Source organism: Rhodococcus sp. Z13_19A (assembly GCF_058133575.1).
In genome coordinates this window covers 1,165,990-1,189,933 of record NZ_JBYUNN010000001.1, presented here as the reverse complement: position 1 = coordinate 1,189,933, position 23,944 = coordinate 1,165,990, and the positions used below count along the sequence as shown (strand labels likewise).

Genomic DNA, 23,944 nt, shown 5'->3' with positions numbered 1-23,944 from the left:
TCACGACTCCTTGAGGACGATCGACTCGACGATGTTGGCCACCGTCTCGAACGCGTCCGCGGCGTCCTCGAGCTCGTCCCCGACGTCCTTGAGCTTCATCACCGTCAGCGCGTCGTAGTCGCCGCCGAACAGGTCGGCGAGCAGGCTGCGGTAGGTGCTGTCCGCCCGGTTCTCCAGGTTGTTGATCTCGATCCAGAAGCCGTCCAGCCCGTCCAGCGAGCGCAGCCGGGGCAGCGCCTCGGCGGTGACCTGCCCGCACTTGTCCAGGATCTCCACCATCTGGCGCATGTGCGGGGTCAGCTCGGTGATGCCGTAGAGGGTCATCAGCTGGGTGGCCGCCTCCATGTGGTCCATCACGTCGTCCAGCGCCGAGCCGAGCGAGTAGATGTCGGATCGGTCGAAGGGGGTGACGAAGCTGGAGTTCAGGGTGCGGAAGAGCTCGTGGGTGATGTCGTCGCAGGCGTGCTCGAGCTCGGCCATCTTCTCGGACACCGTCACGAAGTCCGGGCTGGGCTGCAGCAGCTCGCTGAGCGTCTTGCCGCCGGAGGCGAGGTTGTGCCCGCACGAGCTGAACAGGTCGTAGAACAGGTTGTTCTTGGGTTTGAACCGGGAGAACACGGTGACAGTCTCCAATAGCGGACTTGGGGAGATAAGCGGCCAAGGCACCCGCAAGGGTGCCGTACCGCCCTGCGTCGGTCGGCACCGGACACCCCTTTGTGGCGCCCGTCGCAGGGCCTCTCACTGCGGGCGCAGCGCGGCGAGCGAGGCGGTTCGTGCCTGGATCCAGGTTCGCATCGTCTCGACGCTCGCCTGCAGGGTCTCCCTGGTCAGCCCGCTGCTGGTGGGGACGCTGGCGGCGACCTGGTCGAGGGTCCGCAGCGCAGTCCCGTCCCCGTAGAACCGCTCGAACAACGTCCAGTACGCGGCCTGGTAGGTGCCCTGGAACGCCTCGGAGTCGAGAAAGCGGGCCTTGAGGGTGTTGCCGCCGATGCTGCGGCCGGCCCCGGGCTGGTTCGCGGCGTCCGGTGGTGCTCCCGGCCGCCCGGCCACGCCGGGCTGCTCACCGAGACCGGGACGGGGCCGGTCCGCACCAGCTGGCTGCGGCGCACCGCCGCGCTGTGGTCCTCCCTGGGCCCCGCCCCCCATGCTGATCGTGTCGTTCGGCCCGGCGGTGGTGGCGCCGGTCATGGCGAGGTTGAGGTCCCAGGAGACCACCGAGAGCTTCTTGGTCGTCAGGTCGTACCAGAGGTAGTAGTTCTGCCCGGCGCCCGCCATGTCGTCGGCGTTGACCAGCAGGTTCTGGGTGGCGAGGTAGCGGGCGAGGGACTCCACGTCCACCCAGTCGGCGAGGTGCTGGTCGAGCTCGTCGTCGCTGGCGGAGTCCAGCCACTTCACAAAGCTGATGATCGGCTGGACGTCCCCGGTGCCCTCGGCGTTGACCAGGGTGAACTGACCGGTGTAGTCCGCCTGGTCGTCCCCGACGTAGGCGAGCCTCGACGAGGCGTCGGCCTTGTAGAGGTAGCCGTCGCCGTCGAGCAGCGAGCTGGCGTACTGCTCGTCCGGGTGTTCCAGCAGCAGCCGGGTGGTGGTGGCGCCATCGTTGATGGAGTAGACCGAGTACGCGTACCGCTGGGTGGGCTGGTCGGTGGCCGCGGTGAGGGACAGGGCCATCGCCTCGTTGAGGACGGGTGCGCCCGGGCGCACCGACAGCTCAGTCAGGCCCTGGTAGGCCCGACCCTCCACGTACTTGTCGAAGCTGATCAGCAGGGGCAGCGACGTCGGATCATCGCTGGAGATCGCGGACGCACCGGGCAGCCCCATGCCGCCACCAGGCTGCCCACCCCCCGGGCCCTGCGGCAGCTGCATGCCCGCCGGTGGCTCCATGCCTTCAGGTGGCTGCATGCCCGCCGGTGGCTGCATGCCGGGAGGTCCTTGGCCATCCGCACCAGCACCTGGACCGCGCCCGCCGAGCCCCATCAGGGTGGAGTTCCCCTTCAGCCGCACGCCCACGTCGCTGACCAGGGTGCCGTCGATCGTGATGGCGGCCTTCGCCCAGTCCTTGTCCCCGTCCTTCTGGTAGGCCTCGATCATCTCTCGGTACTCGGTGTCGCTGATCTGCACGGCCACCTCGTGGCTGGCCGATGAGTCGAACAGGTCCACCGTCCCGGCGATGTTCTCGGTGATCGACGACGCGATCACCGAGGGATCGCCGGTGATGTACGGACGTACCCGGGCACCCCCGAAGACCGTGGTCATCACCACCACGAAGGCTACGAAGACGGCCAGGACCCTCCAGTGCCGGCGAAGCGGAGTGGGGAGCCGGTGACGCCACCGGGCCCTCGGTGGCGCCTCGTTCACCTCCGCACCCTCGACCATCAGATGTCCGTCTGGTCGTAGCCGGTCAGCACCGTGACGCGCTGCCCTGAGTTGACCTCGGTGAGCGCGGAGACCAGCTCACTGGGCTTGACTCCCTTCTTCAGCTGCGCCGTGAAGTACAGCTCGGTGAGCGCCCCGGACCGCACCGAGTCCGTGGAGACCAGCTCGTGCTCGGTGCAGTGCTCGATCAGGATGTCCTCGACGAGCGCGGCGTAGGCCCCCTCGGGCGGCACCTGCACCTTGACCACCTGGCGCTGCACGTCCAGCTTGAACCAGCTGAACTTGTTCATCAGCACCATCACCAGGCAGATCGCCACGGTCGCGCAGATGGCCAGCAGGTAGAACCGCGTGCCGGTCGTCATGCCGATGGCCATCACCAAGAAGATGAAGCCGACGTCCCTGGTCTCCTTCACCGCGTTGCGGAAGCGGACCACGGACAGCGCACCGACGAGGGCGAACGCCCTGGCGATGTTGGAACCGACCACCAGCATCACCAGCGAGACGACCATGCCGATCATGACCAGCGTCTGCACGTAGGACTGGCTGTAGGAGACGTTCTTGTGCGTGTAGCGGTAGACCCAGCCGATGATCGCCGAGAGCACGAACGACAGCGCCAACGACACGACTATGTCGAACGCCGTGAACGTGCCGCTGAGGTCCTGGATGTCGAAGTTCATGCCGTTCCTGTCGTTGCGGTGAGTGAGTGGGGGCCGAGGTTGACGGCGTCGGACGGGAGCACCAGCTCGGGGGCGCCCGCGAGGGAGCGCGGCGCCAAGCCGAACGCCTGCACGCTCTGGCAGTACTTGGAGACCCGGACCACGGACATGTCCAGCCGGGCGGTGAGGTCGGTCACCCAGTACGGGATGCGCTCGTTGGCCTTGATCTCCAGGATCGCCAGCTTTGGCGGGATGATGAACCGGTTCTCCGCTCCGGAGGCGAAGTGGAAGTCCCGGTCGCGGCCGTGCACCTTGTGGTCGAGCGTGACCCGCAGGCCCAGCTCGGCCCCGGTGCCCACGAACGCCTCGCGCAGGTAGCCGGTGGTGACCACCGGGCGCAGGTCCAGGTTGCCGACCAGCGTGGTGACCTCGTTGACGAACGGCTGCTCGCGGCGACCGCAGCTCAGCTCCTCGCGACCGTGCAGCCAGCGCTGCGCCGTGGCGTAGGGCACAGCCATGCGCCGCTTCTGGGTGACGCGGTTGACCCGCTGCTTGATCTCCACCTGCACGCTGGTGTCGTCCGTGCAGTCTGCCGGGTCGCCGTAGAGACGCAGCCGCAGCTTGCGGCGGAACTTCAGGCCCTCGATCTTCTCCCAGTAGAAGCGCAGGTCCGCGGTGTCGTAGTACAGCGAGGTGACGGGGTACCCGCCCACCGGGGAGTGCTGATCGCTGTCCATCCGCTGCGCCAGCTCGGCGCGCAGTCGCGGCACCGTGAGCTCGTCCACGAGGTACTTGATCTCGTAGCGGTTGAAGGCGTGCAGCCTGCTCGCCGTCGCCTGGTAGCCGCTGGCAGCAGCGCCAACATCGGCTGCCACCTGGTCGACCACCTCCGCCTGCTTGCGATATCGGCCGAGTAATCGCACTTGAGTCTCTCTTTCCGGTTCGCGTTGCGTCCGGACCAGTAGAGGGGGCGAGGCTGGGCACCAGGTGGGACCAACCTGGGGGCGGGCTGTGAACGCGCTGCACGCCGGCCCACGCCGGCTTAGGTCAGCCTCGCCTTGGCCGCTCTAGGGTGGGCGCATGCGCAGAGTCGGATGGTCAGTCGTTGCCGTGGTGGTGGTCGCGCTCGTCGGCTACTTCGTGGCGCCCTGGGTGTACGGCACCTTCATCGCCACCGACGACGCGCCGGCCGCCGCGGTCAGCGCCGAGGGCGCCCAGGCCGCCAGCACCGCCCTGGACGGCCAGTGGACCGTGGTGGCCGGGGACGAGCGCAACCGGACCGCGGCCGGCTACACCGTGCACGAGATCTTGCGCGGCGCCTCGGTCAACGTCGTGGGCACCACCACGTCGGTCACCGGCCAGGCGAGCATCACCGGCGACACGCTGACCACCGCCCAGTTCACCATCCAGGTGGCCGACGTCAGCACCGACAGCGCGCAGCGGGACAGCCGCTTCACCGGCCGCGACATCATGGACGTGGCGAGCCACCCGACGGCGACGCTCACGGTGCGCACGCCCGTCGACCTCAGCGGCGTGCCCGCCGACGGGGCGGCCGCGACGGTGTCCGTGCCGGTGCAGGTCACCATCAAGGGCACCACCCGGGATGCCACGGTGCCGGTGCAGGTGCTGCGCAGCGGGGACACCCTCGTCGCCTCCGGCAGCGTGCCCGCGACGTGGACCGACTTCGGGGTGCAGCCGCCCAACCTGGGCTTCGTCAGCGTGGACCCCACGGGGACCATCGACTTCCTGGTCAGCCTGGCCAAGCGCTGAGCGGAGGAGTGGCGGAAGCGGAGGGATTTGAACCCCCGGACCCTCTCAGGTCTCTCGCTTTCAAGGCGAGTGCATTCGGCCGCTCTGCCACGCTTCCGCCGCAGAGCATATAGGCACCCCGACCGGCTCACTCCGGGCCGCGGGCCTCCCGCACCAGGGCGCTGTCGGCGCGCTCGAGCACCTCGGCCATCGTGCGCAGCTCGGCGGCGTCGAGCTGGTCGATGAGGTGGGCGCGCACGCCGGCCAGGTGGGTGGGGGCGGCCGCCTCCAGCTGGCGGCGGCCCTCGGCCGTGAGGGTGGCCAGGATCCCGCGACGGTCGTCGGGACACTCCTCGCGCCGCACCAGGCCGGCCTCCTCGAGCCGACGAACCTGGTGGGTGAGGCGGCTGCGAGAGGACACGATGCCGTCGGCGAGGTCGCTCATCCGTACCGAGTTGCCCTCGGTCTCGGACAGGATCACCAGGATGCGGTAGTCGGCCAGGGTCAGCCCGTGCGCCTCGCTCAGCTCGCGGTTGAGCGCCTCCAGCAGGCGCTGGCTGCCCTGGATGAACGCGCGCCAGGCCCGCATCTCGTCCTTGTCCAGCCAGCGCGGCTCAGCAGCGGGTTCGGCGGCACTGCTCTCGACGTTCGCGTGGCTCACGGAGCCAGACTAGAACGGCCCTGCGCCGCCGCGGTCATCACACGTACCGCCGGGCCGCAGCCTCGGCCGCCCACACGTAGCTGCCCCCGAACAGCACGGCGTGCACCAGCAGCGGGAACAGCTGGTAGAGGGCGAGGCGGTCCTGGTGGCCCGCCGCACGCGGCCACACCTCGTCGTAGGCGGCCAGGGTGCGGGGGGCAGGCGTGCCGAACAGCGCCAGCATGGCCAGGTCCACCTCGCGGTGCCCGCCGTAGGCGGCGGGGTCGATCAGCCACGGGCGCCCGTCCCGGCCGGCCAGCACGTTGCCCGACCACAGGTCGCCGTGCAGCCGGGCCGGGGGTTCTGCCGGGCCGACGAGGTCGTCGAGGCGCTCGCAGACCCGGCCGACCACGCGGTCCAGCCCTGCCCGCCCAGCCAGCGGGAGGAGCCGGCGCCCCGCGTAGAAGGACGGCCAGTGCGGCGACGGGTCGTTGGGCAGCTCGAGCGGGCCCAGCCGCAGTGGCCGCGTGCCGCCGAAGGCGGGCGCACCCGCCCGGTGCAGCTGCGCCAGGCCGCGCCCGAGCTCCTCCTGGCCGGCCGCGTCGAGCCGACCCACCGCGATCCAGCGCAGCGCGAGCCAGTCCTCACCCACCGCGAGCACCTCGGCCACCCGCAGGGCCCCCGCCGCGGCGAGCCACCGCAGACCCTCGGCCTCGGTGGCGAACTCGCCGGGCGCGGCCCCGGCCCGGGTCTTGACGAAGACCTCCTCCCCGCCGGCCAGGCGGGCGGAGTACGCCTCGTTGAGGTCACCGCCGGCCACTGGACGCAGGTCCAGCACCTCGCGGCCGAGCGCCTCGCTCAGCCGACGGCCCAGCGGCCCCGTCACGTCGCCACCGTCACGTCGCCACCGTCACGTGGCCTCGTGCGTGCGCACCACGGTCAGCAGCCCGCGGCAGGCCGCCTCCACCAGGTCGAGCACGTGCTCGAAGCCGTGCTCGCCGCCGTAGTAGGGATCGGGGACGTCCAGGTAGGCCCTGTCCCCTTCCGGCGCGTCCTCCGACGCCGGGTCGAGCTCGCGGAGCAGCCGGATCTTGTGGTCGGTTCCCGGCGGAGCCAGCGCCAGCAGGTCGATCATGTTGTTTCGGTCGGCGGCGAGGATCAGGTCGAAGGACTCGAAGTCGTCGGTGCGGATCTGGCGCGCCTTGCCCGCCAGGGTGATCCCGCGGGCCGCGGCCGCCGCGGTGGCCCTGCGGTCGGGCGGGTTGCCGGCGTGCCAGCCGCCGGTGCCCGCGCTGTCCACCTCGATCACGTCCTGCAGGCCCTCCTCGGCGAGGAGGTGCCGCATGACACCCTCCGCCGTGGGAGAGCGGCAGATGTTGCCCATGCACACGAAGAGGATCCGCATGACCCGAGGCTAGCGCCGAACACACCGGCACTCGGCGTGCCACTGACCTGGCTGCACCGCTAGCGTCAGAACCCATGTACGCGATCACGATCACTGAGCCCGGCGGACCCGACGTGCTGACCTGGACCGAGGTGGCCGACCCGGTGCCCGGCCCCGGGGAGGTGCTGCTGGACGTGGCCGCCACCGCGCTGAACCGCGCCGACGTGCAGCAGCGGCAGGGCCACTACCCGCCCCCGCCCGGCGCCAGCGACATCCTCGGGCTGGAGTGCTCCGGCGTGGTGGCCGAGCTGGGCGAGGGTGTCACCGGGTGGAACGTGGGCGAGGAGGTGTGCGCGCTGCTCGCCGGCGGCGGGTACGCGGAGAAGGTCGTCGTGCCCGCGGTCCAGCTCATGCCGCTGCCCCAGGGCATCAGCCTGGTGGAGGCGGCCGGGCTGCCCGAGGTGGCCTGCACGGTGTGGTCGAACGTGGTGATGACCGCAGGCCTGCACGCCGGCGACGTGCTGCTGGTGCACGGCGGTGGCGGGGGCATCGGCACGCACGCCATCCAGGTGGGCAAGGCGCTGGGCGCCACGGTGGCCGTCACCGCGGGCAGCGCGGAGAAGCTGGCGCGCTGCCGCGAGCTGGGCGCGGACATCCTCATCAACTACAAGGAGCAGGACTTCGTCGAGGAGCTCCGCTCCGCCACCGACGGCCACGGTGCGGACGTCATCCTGGACAACATGGGCGCCAAGTACCTGGCCCGCAACGTCGACGCCCTGGCCAAGGACGGCCACCTGGTGGTCATCGGCCTGCAGGGTGGCCGCAAGGCCGAGCTGGACCTGGGCAAGATGCTCGCCAAGCGGGCCAGCGTCACCGCCACCGGGCTGCGCGGGCGCCCCGTCACCGGCGAGGCCAGCAAGGCCGAGGTGGTGGCGGCAGTGGTGGACAACGTCTGGCCGATGTACGCCGACGGCCGAGTTCGCCCGATCATCGACACCACCCTGCCGATGGCCGAGGCCGCGCGCGCCCACGAGCTGCTGGACTCCGCCGACGTGGTGGGCAAGATCGTGCTCACCACCGGCTAGGTCGGGTCGACCGCTCCAGCGACGCAGCCTGGCCCCTGCCCAGCGAGGGCACGCCTACGGTGGAAGGAACCGCGCGGTGTGCGTGGCGGCGGCCTGACCAGCAGGCGGCGGCCTGCACCAGGGAGAGGAACCCATGACACAACCGCACCAGTTCCACGTCGTCGGCCCCGGGACGGACCGTCCGGCACCCGCGAAGGGCACCAAGGCACCCGAGGGCGGCAGCCCACCGAGCGAGATGCTGCAGCAGCCGGCCAAGGTGATGCGGATCGGCACGATGGTCAAGCAGCTGCTGGAGGAGGTGCGTGGCGCGCCGCTGGACGAGGCGAGCCGCAGCCGCCTGCGCGACATCTACGCCGCGTCCGTCAAGGAGCTCGAGCCGAGCCTGTCGCCCGAGCTGCGCGAGGAGCTCGACCGCCTGGCCACCCCGTTCAGCTCCGAGCAGGCCCCGTCGGACGGGGAGCTGCGGGTGGCGCAGGCGCAGCTGGTCGGCTGGCTGGAAGGGGTCTTCCACGGCATCCAGGCCGCCGTGTTCGCCCAGCAGATGGCCTCGCGGGCCCAGCTGGAGCAGCTGCAGCGCGGCGCGCTGCCGCCGGGCATGACCAGCGAGCCACCGGCCGGCGCGAGCACCGGCCAGTACCTGTAGACCGCCGGGTCAGCCCCCGCTGCCGCAGAGGGTGCTGGTGGCGCTGTCGATGTAGAGCTGGGCCACCTGGTCGCCGCTGAGCGTGCTCTTGGCCAGCCCGGCCGCCAGCGCACCGGCCGGCACCAGCAGCTTCTTCATGTCGGCGATGTTGGCGCCGCGCCCCAGCTCGTCGCACACGGCCTGACCGATGGTGAGCTCGGTGGCGCCGGTGGCGGTGGGGGTGAGCCCGCCCTTCTGCAGGGCGTCCAGGTACGCGCTCTTGCTCGGCGTGGTGCCGCTGGAGCGGGGCACCTCCGGCGGCGGGTAGAGCTTGGTGTCCAGCGGCACCTGCGCGATCGAGGACGGCGACCGCACCACCGGCGGGGGCGCGGCAGTCACCGGGGCCGTGGTGGTGGCGCGCGGGACCGGGGACGGGGTGGCGGCGGCCTGCGGAGCCGGCGTGACCGCCGGCGAAGTGGTCGGCTCTGACGTCGGCGCGGGCGGGGTCGGCGTGGTGGTCGAGCTGCTCACCGGGGGCAGTGGCTCCTCGGCCGGCGCGTCGCTGCCGCATCCCGCCGTCAGCGCCACCGCGGTGGCAGCCACCATGGCTCCGAGCATGAACTTCCGAGCCATCGAAAAGCCTCCCTCTGCTGGCACAACCGTCACAGGCTACCCCGAGCGCGCCGCGGGTCCGGGGGTACCGAGGCCGTAGGCGGTAGTCTCGGCGACCGTGTCAGTCACAGCAAGCGTCGAGACCTCCGAACCGCTCCGCGGCGCGCCGTCCCGCAGCTACGCCCGGGCCTTCGAGGACCTCAGGACGGGGTTCAACCAGCGCGAGCTGTGGGCCCACCTGGGGTTTCAGGACATCAAGCAGCGCTACCGCCGCAGCCTCCTCGGGCCCATCTGGATCACCATCGCCACGGGCGCGACCGCCACCGCGATGGGGCTGATGTACTCGGTGCTCTTCGGCCAGGACCTCAAGGTGCTGCTGCCGCACATCACCCTCGGGCTGATCGTCTGGAACATGATCTCCGGCTGCATCCTCGAGGGCGCCGCGGTCTTCTCCAGCAACGTGGGCCTGATCACCCAGCTGCCCGCCCCGCTGAGCGTGCACGTCTACCGCATGGTGTGGCGCCAGCTGCTGCTGTTCGCGCACAACCTGATCATCTACTTCATCCTGCTGGCGGTGTTCCAGATCCCGATCCACTGGACGGTGTTCACCGCGTTCGCCGCCCTGGGGCTGCTCGCGGTGAACGGGATCTGGATCGGGCTGGTCGCCGGCATCGTGGCCACCCGCTTCCGCGACATCCAGCCCATCCTGGAGAGCGCGGTGCAGCTGCTGTTCTTCATGACGCCGATCGTGTGGATGACCGAGACCATCCGGCAGAACGGTGGGGACTACGCCGAGCGAGCCCGGCTGGCCGAGCTCAACCCGCTCTACCACTACCTGGAGATCATCCGGGCGCCCATGCTCGGCCAGGACCAGGCGGCCTACCACTGGTACATCGTGCTGGCCTTCACCGCCGCCGGCTGGGCACTGGCCCTGTGGGCCCTCCGCAACTACCGGGCCCGCGTGGCCTACTGGGTGTGACGAACTGTGACTGACGTAAGTATCGAGACGCACGGCGCCTGCATCGACTTCCCCATCTTCGACGCCAAGAGCCGCTCGCTGAAGAAGGCCTTCCTGGGCAAGGCCGGTGGCGCCATCGGCCGCAACGACAGCAACGTCGTGGTGATCGAGGCGCTGCGCGACGTCACCCTCAGCCTCAAGCTGGGCGACCGCGTCGGCCTGGTCGGGCACAACGGCGCCGGCAAGTCCACCCTGCTGCGGCTGCTGTCGGGCATCTACGAGCCCACCCGCGGCAGCGCCGTGGTGCGGGGCCGGGTGGCCCCGGTGTTCGACCTCGGCGTCGGCATGGACCCGGAGATCTCCGGCTACGAGAACATCATCATCCGGGGGCTGTTCCTGGGCCAGACCCGCAAGTCGATGCTGGCCAAGATGGACGAGATCATCGACTTCACCGAGCTCGGCGAGTACATCTCCATGCCACTGCGCACCTACTCCACCGGCATGCGGGTGCGGCTGGCGCTGGGCGTGGTCACCAGCATCAACCCGGAGATCCTGCTGCTCGACGAGGGGATCGGCGCGGTGGACGCGGCGTTCCTGCGCAAGGCCAAGAACCGGCTGCGCGACCTGGTCTCCCGCTCCGGGATCCTGGTGTTCGCCAGCCACTCCGACGAGTTCCTGCTGCAGCTGTGCAACTCGGCGCTGTGGATCGACCACGGCACCATCCGGGAGGCCGGGGAGATCCGCGACATCCTGATCTCCTACAAGGGACCCGAGGCCGGCGAGACCGTGGACCGGATGCTGGCGGAGATGGCGAAGGAAGACGCCAAGGACGCTGCTGCCCAGGGCGCCGACCCCGCGATCACGGGGTGAGCGCGGCCCCCACCGGTGCCGGCACGATCGTCGCCGTCGTCGTCACCATGCACCGCGCCGAGCTGCTCGCCCAGTCGCTGAAGGTGCTCACCACCCAGAGCCGCCCGATCGACCACCTGGTGGTGGTGGACAACGGCAACGAGGAGCAGGTGCGCGAGCTGGTCGAGGCCGCGCCCGTGCCCACCACCTACCTCGGCTCGCAGCACAACCTCGGTGGTGCCGGTGGCTTCGCGCTGGGCATGCTGCACGCGCTGAGCCTGGGCGCGGACTGGCTGTGGCTGGCCGACGACGATGGCCGCCCGGAGGGACCGGAGGTGCTGGCCACGCTGCTGCACTGCGCGCAGCGCCACGGCCTGGCGGCGGTCTCGCCCGTGGTCTGCAACATCAACGACCCGGACAAGCTGGCGTTCCCGCTGCGCCGCGGTGTGGTGTGGCGCCGCCGCCGCAGCGAGCTCAGCGTCACCGACGCCGACGAGCTCATCCCCGGCTACGCCTCCCTGTTCAACGGAGCGCTGTTCTCCGCCAGCTGCGTGGACGCGGTGGGGGTGCCCGACCTGCGGCTGTTCGTGCGCGGCGACGAGGTGGAGATCCACCGGCGGCTCGCCCGCTCCGGCCTGCCGTTCGGCACCTGCCTGAGCACCGCCTACCTGCACCCGGACGGCACCGACGAGTTCCGGCCGATCCTGGGCGGGCGCATGCACACCCAGTACCCGGACAACGACACCAAGCGCTTCTACACCTACCGCAACCGCGGCTACCTGATGGCGCAGCCCGGCATGCGCAAGCTGCTGCCGCAGGAGTGGCTGCGCTTCAGCTGGTACTTCCTCGTCACCCGCCGCGACCCGAAGGGGCTGCGCGAGTGGTTCCGGCTGCGCTCGCTCGGGCGCAAGGAGCGGTTCAGCCGTCCCTGAGCCTCACCAGGTGACGATGCGGCTCGCCGACACCGACGATGGCATGGCGGCGCGCAGGGGAAGCAGCTGGTCAGGGGCCACGACGATGTAGACGTCGGGACTCTCAGTCAGCACCCGCTGCACCGACGACACCACCTCCGGCAAGGTGTTGCCGAGAAAGTCGATGTTGCTCGTGGCGGTGTTGTCCTCCCACCGCCACGTGTTCGTCAGCGCGAAGTACCACTGCGTGGACATCATCGGGTGGATGCGTCCGTCCGTCGGGTAGGCGATGAAGATGACCGGTGCATCGGAGTACCGGTCGTGCACCGCACCCGCGACGTCGACCAGCTCCGCAGCAGGCACCGGACGGGCCACCAGGTCCTGCTGGACCAGGCGCAGCTGGGCCCCGGGAGCCGTGGAGGGCAGTCCCACCGAGGTCATGTCGGGGGTCGCCAGGCCGAACGCCTGGGTGACCGCCACGGCGGCGGCAGCGGCGCTGAACGCCGGCACCACCGGAGCACCGCGACGTCGCGGCAGCCAGCGCACCAGCAGGTAACCGAGCGGCACCACCGCGATGATCAGCAGCGTGATCTCCACGCCGGTGGCGAACTTGAAGAAGTAGTAGCTCAGCTTGTCCCGGTTGGCCAGCTGGAACGCGGCGAGGCATCCCCCCACCAGCACGGCGACGAGCGCGACACCCACCAGCCCGACGACGCGAGCATCGCGTCCCCTGCCCCGACCTCGCCCGGTCCAGGCAAGCATGGCGCACAGGGCGGCGCAGCCGAGCAGCGCCATGATGATCACCCCCAGCTGCGGAGTCTCCGTCCCGCCGATCGCCAGCAGCGCGTCCTCACCGGGAGCACCGACCAGCACCACCACGGCAGCGCGGAGGACGGCCGCGAGGGTCGCCACGGCCACCACGGCGCACACGACGGCGGTGCCTCGTCCGGCACGCCAGCGCGACCGTCGCAATGGGAGGGCCACCACCAGCGCAGCCGGCGCCGCGAGCACCAGCAGCAGGATCCAGCTGTTCGCCACGGCTGCGGTCGCGCCACCGAGGGCGGCAAGATGGATCGGGGAGAGCACTCTGGCCATCGGCACGGCAACCAGGGCGATGGCAGCCACCAGCACGCAGGCCATGGCGAAGTTCACGAACCCGAGCTGGATGGCCGGTGCGCCCGGACCGAAGATCAGCACGGCCCCCACGAACGACACCAGCGGCAGGGCCAGCACCGGCCGACGCCGAAGAACGGGCAGCGCGCAGATTCCGGCCGTCGCCGTGAGCACCAGGCCGCACGTGAGCAGCGCCAGCGCCTGGCTGTACACGACCAGCTCGGTCGCCGCTGGGCCCACGCGCGGGCCGGTCAACAGCTCCACCAGCGTCGCCGCACTCGCGTGGAATGCCTGCGGGTAGTGCGCGAACTGCCACTGGCCGGTTGCGGGCGGAGCCATGCGGTCCACCGTCAGCCCGTGCTCCCGGATCATCTGCACCATGGAGAAGTGCGCCGAGTGGTCCCACCCACCCATCAGCAGGCTCAGCGTGGCGACGCCGGACTTGGCCTGCAGCCACGGCCAGAGCACCACAGCCGCGAGCCCGGTCAGCAGCACCGGGTAGACGTCAACCACCGCGAGCCGCGGCACGAGCTCCCGCAGGCGCTCCCGCGGCCGGGTTCCCGCCGCGACCCAGCCGCTGAGCCCGCCCAGCGCTGCCGCCACCAGCACAGCCCCTCGCCCCAGGGCGCCGACCGGCAGGTCCCACCACCACAGCAGCGGCACCCACCCCAGCAGCAGGCACGCAGCGAGCAGGATCCGGCGCGAGAGCTGCCTGGAGGTGGGGATGGCCAGCACTACGATCGCCGTCAGCACGAGCATCACCGCTCCGTGCAGGAGGCCTTCCACGCGTGCCCAGCACAGCAGCCCGGCCAGCACACCACCTACCGCCACACCTCGCCCTCGACGCCCCCAGGCGCCAGCGCGCACCGGTCGCGGGGTCCCTGACGGATCAGCACCGGTGCGCGCCCCGACGGTGGCCTCGGCTTCCTGGCGCACCACCACGGCTACCAGCACCTCAGGGCGGTGATCGCAGCGGCGCGGAGGGGCGATGGCCTCTCACCGTGCTGCGTGCTGATCGCCCCTGGTCTCACCGGCGAGATCTCGGTCCGCACTGCTGCCTGCTCTCTCGTCGTCCGTCGTCTGGGCGGGGCACGCGTAGGCGATGGGATCGGTGCCCTCCGCCCCGACGCCCTGGTGGTGCTCGGCGCTCGTGGTGACCGTCACCCAAGAACACCACAGGTGGGGCCCGGGCTCGGCGACCGGGCAGCACAGGCCACCAAACTTCCAGTGACACGGGGTAATTGGGACGCAGAGCGGGAAATGACCGGCGCGCCCTCGATCGGGGCTCCGCCGCTTGAGTACCGTTCAGTTAGTGATGCCAACAGAAGCGAGGCGTGCGGTTGTGGGGCGACCCGCTGGCCCGGTGGGGCAGGTTTTGGTGGTGCTTCCTGCGCTGAACGAGGAGGCCTCGGTGGCGCAGGTGGTGCAGCAGGTGCGCCGTGCTCACCCCCGCGCGAACCTGCTGGTGGTCGACGACGGATCCACCGACCGCACCGCCAGCGTGGCCCGTGCCGCCGGCGCTGACGTGCTCCGGCTGCCGTTCAACCTCGGGGTCGGCGGGGCGATGCGGGCGGCATTCCGCTACGCCCACGCGCACGGGGTGTCCTACGTCGTCCAGGTGGACGCCGACGGCCAGCACGACCCCGCCGAGATCGACGAGCTGCTGGACGCGGCCCGCACCGCCGACGTCGTGGTCGGCGCACGCTTCGCCGGGCGCGGCACCTACCAGGCCAAGGGACCGCGGCGGTGGGCGATGCGGCTGCTCGCCGCCGTGCTCAGCCGCGTCACCGGCACCCGGCTCACTGACCCCACCTCGGGCTTCCGCGTCAGCGGCCCCCGCGCCATCCCAGTGTTCGCCCGGCACTACCCGGAGGAGTACCTCGGTGACACCGTCGAGTCGCTGGTCATCGCCCACCGTGTGGGGCTGACCATCACCCAGGTTCCCGTGGAGATGCGGGTGCGGGCCGCCGGGGCCGCCAGCCAGAGCCCGGCCCGCGCCGCCCTCTACCTGCTGCGGGTGGGCGTGGCCGTGGTCCTCGCGCTGTTCCGGCAGGTGCCCGAGACCGATCCTCGCGACCTCCAGCTGAGGAGTGCCGCGTGAGCCGTCTCGCGGTCGGGTCGCTGGTGCTCGCCGCGGTGCTGCTGGTGCTGGTGTTCGAGCTGCTCCGCCGCCGGCGACTGCGCGAGAAGTACGCGGCGATCTGGGTGGCCGTCGCCCTGAGCGCGATGGTGCTGGCCATCTTCCCGTCCCTGTTGTTCCGGGCCGCTGACCTCGCCGGCGTGCAGACCCCGAGCAACCTGTTGTTCCTGGTGTCGCTGGTGGTGCTGCTGGCCATCTCCCTGCAGCTGTCCGGGGAGGTGGGCGAGCTCGAGGAGCAGACTCGGACGCTGGCCGAGGAGACGGGCGCAATGCGCCTGGAGCTGGAGCGCCTGCGCAATCGGGTGGAGGCGGCCTCGGACGGCACTGAGCCCAGGGACCCGGACGCCGACGCCTGGCCAGGGAGCTAGTCGGTCGGAACGGCCGGAGCAGCGGCAGGGGTCTTGAAGATCACCATGCGCTGCACCACGAAGTTGATGACGGTGGCGGTGCCCTGCGCCACCACGTAGGCCAGCGTGGTGCCCACCAGGTTGTGCTCCACGTACAGCAGCACCAGCGCGTTGACGCCGATCTGTGCCGCGAAGGTTGCGGCGTAGAGCAGCAGCACCGCCGCGAACTGGCCGCGTCCGCCCTGGGACTGGAACGTCCACCGCCGGTTGATCAGGTACGCGGTGGTGGTGCCCAGCACGAAGCTGATGGCCTTGGCCAGGTGGATGTAGACGTCGAGCTGCAGCATCAGCTGGTACGTGCCGAAGTCGACGACGGCAGACAGCCCACCGGTGATGACGAACCGCACCAGCTGCGTCCGCAGCGGCAGCTGGACCGCGACGGTCTCGGTGGCAGCCACGGATCTCCTCAGGTGTTGCGCTGACGCGTGCTGGGGCTGGTGCCCTCCGCCCGAAGGGCGCACTCGGATCGACAGTACCGGCTGGTCACCGGCGCGCGACTGCGCCCCCAGGCCGTGCACCGCATCGCCGGTTACAGTCCCTCGCATGATCCTTCGCACAGCCGGTGGCTGGCGATCACGGATCGGCTGGGGGGTCGCAACGCTCGCGGTGGCAACCATCGTGCTCGGGGTGCTGGCGGTGCTGGCACCCGTTCGGGTGGACGATCCGGTCGTGACGTGGCCGCAGGCCGGGCAGCAACCCGTCTCCACCATCGTTCCGCTGTCTCCGTACCGCCCCCTGGAGCTGACGGCGACGGTGCCCTGCACCGCACTCGAGCAATCCAGCACTGCCGGCGCCTCGGCTGCCGTGGGAGGTGGGGCCGCCGGCCCCGGTGAGGCCCTGCGGACGCTGCCGGCCGACGCGGCTCACGGGCGCGACCAGGGGCTGGTGGTGGCGGCCGCGGGCGGGCGGGTGACGGTGGTGGCCTCCGGCGCCACGCTGGTGGACGAGCCGCTGCCCGCCGGCGGCTGCACCTACCAGGTGCGTGCGGACGGCTCCGGGATCGAGGTGGCGCGGGACGGGATGGTGCTCGCCCAGCGGCCCGACCTGCTGGTGCCCCAGGTGGCCGAGCTGGCGACCAGCGCCACCGGCGCCGCGGCCACCGGCCTGAGCGTGCAGCTGCACACCGACGCCCGCTACCAGTCCAGCCCGACCACGCTGAAGATCGTGCTGCTGGTGGCACACGCGCTGAGCCTGCTGGCGCTGCTGGCCACGGCGCTGCTGGCCTGGCCGGGGCTGCGCCGGGCGCCGGTGGCCTGGCCCCGCCCCCGGGTGCCGGACGCCCTCGTGGCGGCGGCCTCGGTGGCGTGGATGTTCCTGGCGCCGGTGAACATCGACGACTCTTGGTACCTGCTGATGTCTCGCAACGCCGCGGAGACCGGTGCCGTGGGCAACTACATCAACATGTTCAACAGCGCGGAGAACCCGTTCGTGCTGAGCCAGTACGCCATGCAGGCGTGGGGGGTGGCCGGCAGCTGGAGCCTGCTCTGGATGCGGGTGCTCCCCCTGGTCTACGGCCTGCTCACCTACGTGGTGCTCCGGGTGTTGCTGGGCACCCTGCTGCGCCACTACCTGGCCGGCCGGAGCAGCCGGCTGGACTCCCGGGCGCCGTGGGCCCTGGCGCTGGCGCACCTGGTGTGGTGGCTGCCCTACGGGATGACCCTGCGACCCGAGCCGCTCATCGTGCTCGGTGGCGCGCTGGTGCTGGCGCTCAGCGAGCTGGGCCGGCTGCGTCGGTCGGTGGGGCTGGTGGTGGTGGCCACCGCGGTGGCCGCGGTGACGCTGACGGCGTCCCCGACCGCGCTGGTGGCGGCCGCGCCGCTGCTGCTGCACCTGCCCTGGGGATGGCGCTGGCTGCGGGCCACCGGGTGGCTGAACCGGGTGGCGGCGGTGCTCGCGCTGGGCGCCGCCACCACTGCCCTGGTGCCCGTGGGCCTGGCCGACGCCACCCTGGGCGACGTCATCGAGGGCACCTCGGTGCGCACCTACTACTACTTCCGCTACCGCTGGTACGAGGAGTTCCAGCACTACGTCAGCCTGATGAGCTCGCCGTGGTCGGTACGGCTGCCGGTGCTGCTCACTCTGGCGGTCCTGGTCACCGCCCTGGTCACCGTGGGCAGCGGTCGCCGCCTGGGGCCGCTACGGCGCCTGGCCCTCGCCCAGGCCACGGTGGTGGTCCTGACCCTGGTGGCGCTGGCTCCCACCCCGTCCAAGTGGGTCAACCACTTCGGGGCGATCGCCGCACCCGCCACCGTGCTGCTGGCCCTGGCGCTGCTGAGCACTCCGCTGCCGCGGCGCTCCCGGACGTCGGCCCGCGTGCTCGCGGCCGGGTTCGCCGTCGTCGCCGCCTCCGCGGCGTTCGCCGGGCCCAACAGCTGGCGACCGTTCAGCGACTGGGGGCAGCCCTTCGGCACCCACGTGCTGGTCGACACCCCGCTGCAGCGCTGGTCCACCGCCCCACAGCTCGGCCTGCTGCAGCCCCGCAGCCCGCTGCTGTGGCTGGTGGTCGCCGGGCTGGGCCTGGGGTGGGCGTGGCGGCGGCGCACGCGCGGCACACCCACCGCGGTCACCGCCGACCGCACGGTGCTGTGGGGGGCCACCGCCCTCGGCGTGGTGCTGTCGCTGGTGGTGTTCGTCGTCGCGCCGCTGCGCCAGCACCCCGGGCCCTCGGTGGCCGCGGTGAACCTCGACTTCCTCACCGGCGACCGGTGCGGCCTCGCCCCGCACGTGCAGGTCGACCAGGACGGCCGCCAGCAGAGTGCCGCCACCCTGCTGGCCGACTCAGCCGTGCTCGCCGACCAGGTGACGGCGGCGTTGTGGCCGTGCGTGCGCCAGGTGCAGGCCCGCGACGGCATGGTGCAGGCGCCGCGCTACCGCATCCAGGCCGGCGAGGAGCTGGAGGCCGCCACCGCCGCCAACGCCTACACGGAGCTCAACGGCGGGGTGTTCGCCGCGATCTCCCGCACCGCCACCGGCACCGAGCTGGACACCACCCTGGTTCCCAGCCCCGGGGCGCCGAGGCTGAAGTGGGGCCACCTCGAGGAGCTGTCGTACCCGCTGCCGGTGGGTCTGGTGGACGTGCAGGTGGGCACGGTGCAGCGCTCGGGCTGGGCTCGGCTGCCCACCCTGGCCACCGTCGACTACACCGGCCGCGACAACAGCCCCCACGCGGTGAACACCCCGTAGCGACGTCGACCACGGGTGACCGGCTCTGGGGGTACCACCGGGTAACCTGCAGACCTATGCCTGCGACCCAGCCCCACTCCCCGTCAGGGACGACCCAGCGGTCACTCAGCGGCTGGGGGCGCACCTCTCCCACGCTGTCCACGGTCCGCACCGTGCGCACCCCGCAGGACGTGCTCGACGCGCTGGGCGACGCCGGAGAGCGCGGCCTGATCGCCCGCGGCCTGGGCCGCAGCTACGGCGACCCCGCGCAGAACGCCGGCGGCACCGTGCTGGACATGACCGGCCTGGACCGCTTCCACTCCCTGGACGCCGACACCGGCGTGGTGGACCTGGACGCCGGGGTGAGCCTGGACGCCCTGATGCGCCGCACCATCGCCTTCGGCCTGTGGGTGCCGGTGCTGCCGGGCACCCGCCAGGTCACCATCGGTGGCGCGATCGCGTCGGACATCCACGGCAAGAACCACCACACCGCGGGCAGCTTCGGCAACCACGTGCTGTCGATGGACCTGCTCACCGCCGACGGCGAGGTGCGCACGCTCACCCCCGAGGGGGAGTCCGCTCCGCTGTTCTGGGCCACGGTGGGCGGGATGGGCCTCACCGGCGTCATCCTGCGCGCGCGCATCCAGCTCAAGCACACCCAGAGCGCGTACTTCCTCGTCGACTCCGACCGCACCGCCAGCTTCGAGGAGACCCTGGAGCTGTTCAGCAACGGCTCCGACGCCGGCTACGACTACTCGATGGCCTGGTTCGACGCCATCACCACCGGGCCCAAGATGGGCCGGGCGGTGTTCTCCCGGGGCTCGCTGGCCACGGTGGACCAGCTGCCCGCCAAGCTCGCGCACGACCCGCTGAAGTTCGAGGCACCGCAGCTGCTCAGCTTCCCGGACGTCTTCCCCAACGGCCTGGCCAACAAGCTGACCTTCGGCGCACTCGGTGAGGTCTGGTACCGCAAGGCCCCCAAGCGCGGCCGCGGAATGGTGCAGAACCTCACCGCCTTCTACCACCCGCTGGACATGTTCGGGGAGTGGAACCGGGCGTACGGCTCCAAGGGGTTCCTGCAGTACCAGTTCATCATTCCCTTCGAGGCCCGGGCCGAGCTGCGCCAGATCATGGAGCGCATCGCCGGGTCGGGCCACGTGTCCTTCCTCAACGTCCTCAAGCGGATGGGGGAGGGCAACCAGGCGCCGCTGTCGTTCCCCCGCGCCGGCTGGACCATCACCGTCGACCTGCCCATCACCGCCGGGCTGCACGAGCTGTGCAGCGAGCTGGACCAGCGGGTGCTGGACGCCGGCGGCCGCCTCTACCTGGCCAAGGAGTCGCGCACCACCGCCGCGACCTTCGCGGCGATGTACCCGCGGCTGGAGGAGTGGCGCGAGGTGCGTCGCGCGGTCGACCCCCACGGAATGTTCGTCTCTGACATGGCACGAAGGCTGGAGCTGTTGTGATCGACGCTGTTGGAAACCCCCAGACGCTGCTGCTGCTGGGAGGAACCTCGGAGATCGCGCTGGCCACCGCCGCCGCCTACGCCGGGCGCCGCCCGCTGCGGGTGATCCTCGCCGCCCGCCCCTCCGACCGGCGGGACGCCGCCGAGGTCACCCTGCGTGAGCTAGGTGCCACCGTGGAGTCGGTGGACTTCGACGCCCGCGCCACCGACACCCACCCCAAGGCCATCGAGCAGTGCTTCGCCGGCGGGGACGTCGACGTGTCGCTGGTGGCCTTCGGCCTGCTCGGTGACCAGGAGCAGGCGTGGACCGACGTCACCGCCGCCGTGGCGCTGGCGGAGACCAACTACGTGGGCGCGGTGTCGGTGGGCGTGCTGCTGGCCGAGCGGCTGCAGGCGCAGGGCCACGGCTCCATCGTGGCGCTGTCCACCGTGGCCGCGGAGCGTCCGCGCCGGTCCAACTTCGTCTACGGTTCCACCAAGGCGGGCCTGGACGCGTTCTACACCGGACTCACCGAGGCCCTGCGCCCGGCCGGGATCCACGTCGCCGTGGTTCGCCCCGGGTTCGTGCGCAGCCGGATGACCGAGGGCATGGACGCCGCGCCGCTGGCCACCACACCCGAGGCTGTGGCGCAGGTGATCCTGGACGTGGTGCGCAACAAGAAGGAGCAGGCATGGGCACCGGCACCGCTGCGGGCAGTGATGAGCACGCTGCGGCACGTCCCGCGACCGATCTTCCGTCGCCTGCCGGTCTGACCACCACCACCGAGCGCCCCGCACCGCCCCGCTCCGACACCCCCGCCCCGCGCGACCGCGACCGGGGTCCCCTGCTGGTGACGCTGCTCGCCGTCCTGTCCGGCCTGTGCACGCTGGGCTTCGTGCTGGCCCCGGTCACCGAGCACACCGCCAGCTACTCCTGGGCGAGCGCCACGGACGGGACGGCGGCGGCCCTGCCGCTGCTGCCCTACCAGCCGATGGCGCTGGACGTCAGCCTGCCGTGCACGGCGGTGGCCGCCGCCGTCGACGGCACCGTGCTGTCCACCTACCCGCTGGACTCCACCTCCCCCGCCGGCCTCCGGGTGGACAAGGTGGGCACCGGGCTCTCCGTGCTGTCCAACGGGTCGCCGCTGGCCACGGACGTGGCGCTGCCCGCCTCCTGCAACCGGCTGACGCTGAGCTTCACCCCGCAGGCCCAGGTGGTGGCCGCCGACGGCGCTGAGCTCGCCCGCGTGGACGCCGACCAGCGTCCCCAGGTGGTCGGGTTCTTCACCCCGCTGGACGGGCAGGACGGCCTCTCCGCCGAGACCGTGGCCGACACCCGCTTCGACACCTCCCCGTCGGTGCTGAAGTACCTGCTGGGTGCCGCGGCGGTGGTCGCACTGGTGGCCGCCCTGGCGCTGGTGCGCCGCGGTGAGCGGCACCGACGGCAGCTGCCGTGGGCCCCGGCCGGGGCGTGGCGACCCCGGGCGTCCGACGGCGTGGTCACCCTGGTGCTCGCCGTCTGGGCGGTGATCGGCCCGTCCACGGTGGACGACGGCTACATCATGGGCATCCTGCGGGGCCGGGGCGAGGCCGGCTTCGTGGGCAACTACTCGCACTGGTTCAACGCCCCCGAGGCGCCGTTCGGCTGGTTCTACGAGCCCTACTCGTGGTGGGCCGCCATCAGCGCCGACCCGGTGTGGATGCGCCTCCCCGCGCTGGTGGCCGGCGTGCTCAGCTGGCTGGTGCTCAGCCGGCTGCTGGCACCACGCCTGTTCCGGGCCCGCGCCACCCTGCTGGTGGCGGTCGCCATGCCCACGGCGTTCCTGGTGTGGTGGCTGCCGTTCAACAGCGGCGTGCGGCCGGAGCCGCTGATCGCGCTGGGCGCCGCCCTGGTGCTGGTGTGCGTCGACCGCGCCCGGGTCACCCGCACCGTGCTGCCACTGGCCCTGGGTGGCCTCGCCGCCGGGCTCACCCTCGGGCTGGGACCCACCGGGGTCATCGCGTTCCTGCCCTTCCTGGCGATGCTCGTCCCGCTGCTGCGCTGGCTGCGCACGCTGCCCGCGCTGCAGTTGCTGGCCGCCGCCACCGCCCTGCTGGCCTCGGTCGGGCTATCGCTGCTGGTGATGTGCGGCGACCAGAGCCTCGCGGCACTGCTGTCGGCCAACCACGCCCGCACCGAGATCGGCCCCAGCCTGGGCTGGCAGGAGGAGCTGGCGCGCTACCAGGCCCTCGCCAACCAGAGCTACATCGAGGGATCGCTTTTCCGCCGACTGCCGCTGCTGGCCAGCCTGGCCGGTGCCGCGCTGCTGCTGTTCACCACGGTGGGCGGCCGCACCGTGGCCGGGCTCAACCGGCGGGTCAGCCACCTGCTCACCCTCACGTTCCTGCTCTGCTTCGCCGCCATCGCCTTCACCCCCACCAAGTGGACGCACCACTTCGGCGCGTTCGCGGTGCTCGGGGCGGCCGTGCTGGTGGCCGCCGTGCACGCTGCCGCTGCCGCCGCGCACACCTCCCCCGCCCGCCGTGCTGCCGTGTACGCCGGCGCCGGCGTGGTCTTCGGACTCACCCTCTACGGCAACAACACCTGGTGGTACCTGTCCTCCCTGGCGGTGCCCTTCGGTGGGCGCCCGCCGGCGCTGGGGGGAGTTGGCCTGAGCACCCTGGTGATGGTGCTCGGCGTGCTGGTGGCGCTCGGCGTGGTGGTCTGGGGCACCTGGCGCGGTCGCCGCGGACCGCAGCGCGACGCCGCCGCCGCCCGTCGTGCCGCCGGGCTGGTGGTGGCCGCCCTGGTGCTGGCCGTGCTGGCGCAGGTCGGCACGTTCGCCGTGGTGCTGCAGCAGCGCGGCGAGGCCTACAGCGTCCCGCGCGCAGGCCTGGCCAGCCTCACCGGCAGCACCTGCTCGCTGGAGCAGGCCCTGCTGGTGGAGCCCCGCAAGGCCGACGGGGTGCTGGGCACCGCCACGGAGCCTCCCACCACCGGCGGCTTCGCCCCGGTGGCTGCCGGGGCCGAGCTACCTGCCTGGCAGTCGGCGCCCACCGGCACCTCCCGGCTGAGCACCACCTGGGTCGCCCTGCCGGAGCGGGCGCGCACCGGCACCGTGCCGCTGGTGGTCGCCGCCCAGGGCGCACCCGACCCAGCCACCACCCTCACCGTCCAGCTCCGCACGGGCCCGGGGGCAGCTCCGGTGGACGTGCCCCTCACGCCCGGTCCCGCGCTGACCGACGCACGGGTGGACGTGTCCGCCGTCGCCCCGGAGGCCACCGAGGTGCGGCTGGTGGCAGCACACACCGCCCGCCCGGGCCGTCCGGCGCTGCTGGTCGCCCCGCCCCGGGTCCCGGTCACCCAGACGCTGGCCGAGCTCACCGCCGGACGGACCGTGGCCACCGACTGGACGTCGGCCTTCTACTTCCCCTGCACCGCCCAGCCGCAGGCCGTGGCCGGCCGGGCGGAGGTCGCCGACTTCCGGCTCGCCGGCAGCGGCGGCTACGTCGACGGCGGACAGGTGAACTACGCCCCTGGCGCCGGCGGGACGTTCGCCGGGGTGGCGGCCGTGACCGAGCTGGTGGAGATCCCCACCTACCTCAGCAACGACTCGACCACGGACGTCGCGCACCTGTACCGCATGCAGCCGCGCTACTCCAGCACCCTCACCGCCGCAGTCGAGCACGACGTGACCCGGCAGAGCTGGTCCACGCAGCCGTCACTGCTGGTGCCTGCAACCTGACCTAGCGTCTCGGGCTGGCTGCCTGATCCCGCCGCGGCGCCATTACGCCTGGTCACCGGGTGTTTACGGGTTGGCTTTCGAGTGGTGCCGAAGGCCCGGTGGGCAGAACAA

Annotated in this window: 22 protein-coding genes and 1 tRNA gene; 12 read left to right on the top strand and 11 right to left on the bottom strand. The window is 71.8% G+C overall.

The genetic code is table 11. The features are described 5' to 3' along the window. The 4 genes from AC3YNX_RS05510 to AC3YNX_RS05495 form a co-directional block, all read right to left on the bottom strand. Entirely contained in the window at positions 1 to 618 is a 618-nt protein-coding gene (locus tag AC3YNX_RS05510; RefSeq protein WP_127781706.1) for a DUF47 domain-containing protein, read from the bottom strand. Between the two features lie 120 nt (positions 619 to 738). Continuing rightward, the gene (locus tag AC3YNX_RS05505; RefSeq protein ID WP_489994833.1) at positions 739 to 2,376 is read right to left on the bottom strand and encodes a CotH kinase family protein; all 1,638 of its coding nucleotides are present in this window, start codon (positions 2,374 to 2,376) and stop codon (positions 739 to 741) included. After that, complete coding sequence (locus tag AC3YNX_RS05500) at positions 2,376 to 3,053, bottom strand: DUF4956 domain-containing protein (RefSeq protein WP_127781704.1); 678 nt, start codon at positions 3,051 to 3,053, stop codon at positions 2,376 to 2,378. Before AC3YNX_RS05500 ends, AC3YNX_RS05505 begins: the two co-directional genes overlap by 1 nt. Next, positions 3,050 to 3,907: a polyphosphate polymerase domain-containing protein gene (locus AC3YNX_RS05495; RefSeq protein ID WP_489994832.1), complete on the bottom strand. Its 858-nt coding sequence runs from the start codon at positions 3,905 to 3,907 to the stop codon at positions 3,050 to 3,052. The genes AC3YNX_RS05500 and AC3YNX_RS05495 overlap by 4 nt, the downstream gene beginning before the upstream one ends. 205 nt (positions 3,908 to 4,112) lie before the next feature. Between AC3YNX_RS05495 and AC3YNX_RS05490 the strand changes: the two genes are divergently transcribed. After that, entirely contained in the window at positions 4,113 to 4,802 is a 690-nt protein-coding gene (locus AC3YNX_RS05490) for a YceI family protein (RefSeq protein WP_489994831.1), read from the top strand. 9 nt (positions 4,803 to 4,811) lie between these two features. On the opposite strand, the gene AC3YNX_RS05485 is transcribed toward AC3YNX_RS05490, so the two are convergent. The 4 genes from AC3YNX_RS05485 to AC3YNX_RS05470 all read right to left on the bottom strand — a co-directional run bounded on the left by AC3YNX_RS05485 (position 4,812) and on the right by AC3YNX_RS05470 (position 6,826). Further along, positions 4,812 to 4,899 (bottom strand) — tRNA-Ser (locus AC3YNX_RS05485). A gap of 30 nt (positions 4,900 to 4,929) precedes the next feature. Beyond that, complete coding sequence (locus AC3YNX_RS05480) at positions 4,930 to 5,370, bottom strand: MarR family winged helix-turn-helix transcriptional regulator (protein WP_489994987.1); 441 nt, start codon at positions 5,368 to 5,370, stop codon at positions 4,930 to 4,932. 109 nt (positions 5,371 to 5,479) lie between these two features. Further along, entirely contained in the window at positions 5,480 to 6,307 is an 828-nt protein-coding gene (locus AC3YNX_RS05475) for a fructosamine kinase family protein (RefSeq protein WP_489994830.1), read from the bottom strand. A gap of 24 nt (positions 6,308 to 6,331) precedes the next feature. Then, positions 6,332 to 6,826 carry a low molecular weight protein-tyrosine-phosphatase gene (locus AC3YNX_RS05470; protein ID WP_489982382.1) on the bottom strand — a complete coding sequence of 165 codons (495 nt, stop codon included), beginning with the start codon at positions 6,824 to 6,826 and terminating at the stop codon, positions 6,332 to 6,334. A 74-nt stretch (positions 6,827 to 6,900) separates the two neighbouring features. On the opposite strand from AC3YNX_RS05470, the gene AC3YNX_RS05465 reads away from it, so the two are divergent. Together AC3YNX_RS05465 and AC3YNX_RS05460 are read left to right on the top strand one after the other, a co-directional pair. Next, positions 6,901 to 7,890 (top strand): NAD(P)H-quinone oxidoreductase, encoded by a 990-nt coding sequence (locus AC3YNX_RS05465; protein WP_489982381.1) that lies wholly within the window; start codon positions 6,901 to 6,903, stop codon positions 7,888 to 7,890. A 133-nt stretch (positions 7,891 to 8,023) separates the two neighbouring features. Continuing rightward, positions 8,024 to 8,533, top strand: a complete 510-nt coding sequence (locus AC3YNX_RS05460) for a bacterial proteasome activator family protein (protein WP_127781698.1) — start codon at positions 8,024 to 8,026, stop codon at positions 8,531 to 8,533. 9 nt (positions 8,534 to 8,542) lie between these two features. Here the strand turns inward: AC3YNX_RS05460 and AC3YNX_RS05455 are convergent, their stop codons facing one another. Next, a complete protein-coding gene (locus tag AC3YNX_RS05455; protein WP_127781697.1) occupies positions 8,543 to 9,145 on the bottom strand; it encodes a DUF732 domain-containing protein in 603 nt (200 codons plus the stop codon). A gap of 97 nt (positions 9,146 to 9,242) precedes the next feature. Here AC3YNX_RS05455 and wzm point away from each other — a divergent pair, with 97 nt between their 5' ends. Genes wzm through glfT1 form a run of 3 tightly spaced genes read left to right on the top strand, consistent with a single transcriptional unit; the run spans position 9,243 to position 11,863 of the window. Next, positions 9,243 to 10,103 (top strand): galactan export ABC transporter permease subunit Wzm/RfbD, encoded by an 861-nt coding sequence (gene wzm / locus AC3YNX_RS05450; protein WP_489982380.1) that lies wholly within the window; start codon positions 9,243 to 9,245, stop codon positions 10,101 to 10,103. 6 nt (positions 10,104 to 10,109) lie between these two features. Then, positions 10,110 to 10,952, top strand: a complete 843-nt coding sequence (wzt, locus tag AC3YNX_RS05445) for a galactan export ABC transporter ATP-binding subunit Wzt/RfbE (protein ID WP_127781695.1) — start codon at positions 10,110 to 10,112, stop codon at positions 10,950 to 10,952. After that, complete coding sequence (glfT1, locus tag AC3YNX_RS05440) at positions 10,949 to 11,863, top strand: galactofuranosyltransferase GlfT1 (protein ID WP_489994829.1); 915 nt, start codon at positions 10,949 to 10,951, stop codon at positions 11,861 to 11,863. The genes wzt and glfT1 overlap by 4 nt, the downstream gene beginning before the upstream one ends. A gap of 3 nt (positions 11,864 to 11,866) precedes the next feature. Here the strand turns inward: glfT1 and AC3YNX_RS05435 are convergent, their stop codons facing one another. After that, the gene (locus AC3YNX_RS05435; RefSeq protein WP_489994828.1) at positions 11,867 to 13,714 is read right to left on the bottom strand and encodes a hypothetical protein; all 1,848 of its coding nucleotides are present in this window, start codon (positions 13,712 to 13,714) and stop codon (positions 11,867 to 11,869) included. A gap of 622 nt (positions 13,715 to 14,336) precedes the next feature. Here AC3YNX_RS05435 and AC3YNX_RS05430 point away from each other — a divergent pair. Together AC3YNX_RS05430 and AC3YNX_RS05425 are read left to right on the top strand one after the other, a co-directional pair. Then, positions 14,337 to 15,056 (top strand): glycosyltransferase family 2 protein, encoded by a 720-nt coding sequence (locus AC3YNX_RS05430; protein ID WP_489982378.1) that lies wholly within the window; start codon positions 14,337 to 14,339, stop codon positions 15,054 to 15,056. Next, a complete protein-coding gene (locus tag AC3YNX_RS05425; protein WP_489994827.1) occupies positions 15,053 to 15,463 on the top strand; it encodes a DUF2304 domain-containing protein in 411 nt (136 codons plus the stop codon). Before AC3YNX_RS05430 ends, AC3YNX_RS05425 begins: the two co-directional genes overlap by 4 nt. Here AC3YNX_RS05425 and AC3YNX_RS05420 read toward each other — a convergent pair. Beyond that, positions 15,460 to 15,900, bottom strand: coding sequence for a GtrA family protein (locus AC3YNX_RS05420; protein ID WP_489994826.1), 441 nt, complete (start codon positions 15,898 to 15,900; stop codon positions 15,460 to 15,462). The genes AC3YNX_RS05425 and AC3YNX_RS05420 overlap by 4 nt on opposite strands. 145 nt (positions 15,901 to 16,045) lie before the next feature. On the opposite strand from AC3YNX_RS05420, the gene AC3YNX_RS05415 reads away from it, so the two are divergent. Genes AC3YNX_RS05415 through AC3YNX_RS05400 form a run of 4 tightly spaced genes read left to right on the top strand, consistent with a single transcriptional unit; the run spans position 16,046 to position 23,833 of the window. Continuing rightward, positions 16,046 to 18,685 carry an arabinosyltransferase domain-containing protein gene (locus tag AC3YNX_RS05415; RefSeq protein WP_489994825.1) on the top strand — a complete coding sequence of 880 codons (2,640 nt, stop codon included), beginning with the start codon at positions 16,046 to 16,048 and terminating at the stop codon, positions 18,683 to 18,685. Positions 18,686 to 18,741: 56 nt separating this feature from the next. Further along, positions 18,742 to 20,130: a decaprenylphosphoryl-beta-D-ribose oxidase gene (gene dprE1, locus AC3YNX_RS05410; RefSeq protein ID WP_489982374.1), complete on the top strand. Its 1,389-nt coding sequence runs from the start codon at positions 18,742 to 18,744 to the stop codon at positions 20,128 to 20,130. Continuing rightward, positions 20,127 to 20,882 (top strand): decaprenylphospho-beta-D-erythro-pentofuranosid-2-ulose 2-reductase, encoded by a 756-nt coding sequence (gene dprE2 / locus AC3YNX_RS05405; RefSeq protein ID WP_489982373.1) that lies wholly within the window; start codon positions 20,127 to 20,129, stop codon positions 20,880 to 20,882. Before dprE1 ends, dprE2 begins: the two co-directional genes overlap by 4 nt. Next, positions 20,801 to 23,833, top strand: coding sequence for an arabinosyltransferase domain-containing protein (locus AC3YNX_RS05400; protein ID WP_489994824.1), 3,033 nt, complete (start codon positions 20,801 to 20,803; stop codon positions 23,831 to 23,833). The genes dprE2 and AC3YNX_RS05400 overlap by 82 nt, the downstream gene beginning before the upstream one ends. The last annotated feature ends 111 nt before the right edge of the window (positions 23,834 to 23,944 follow it).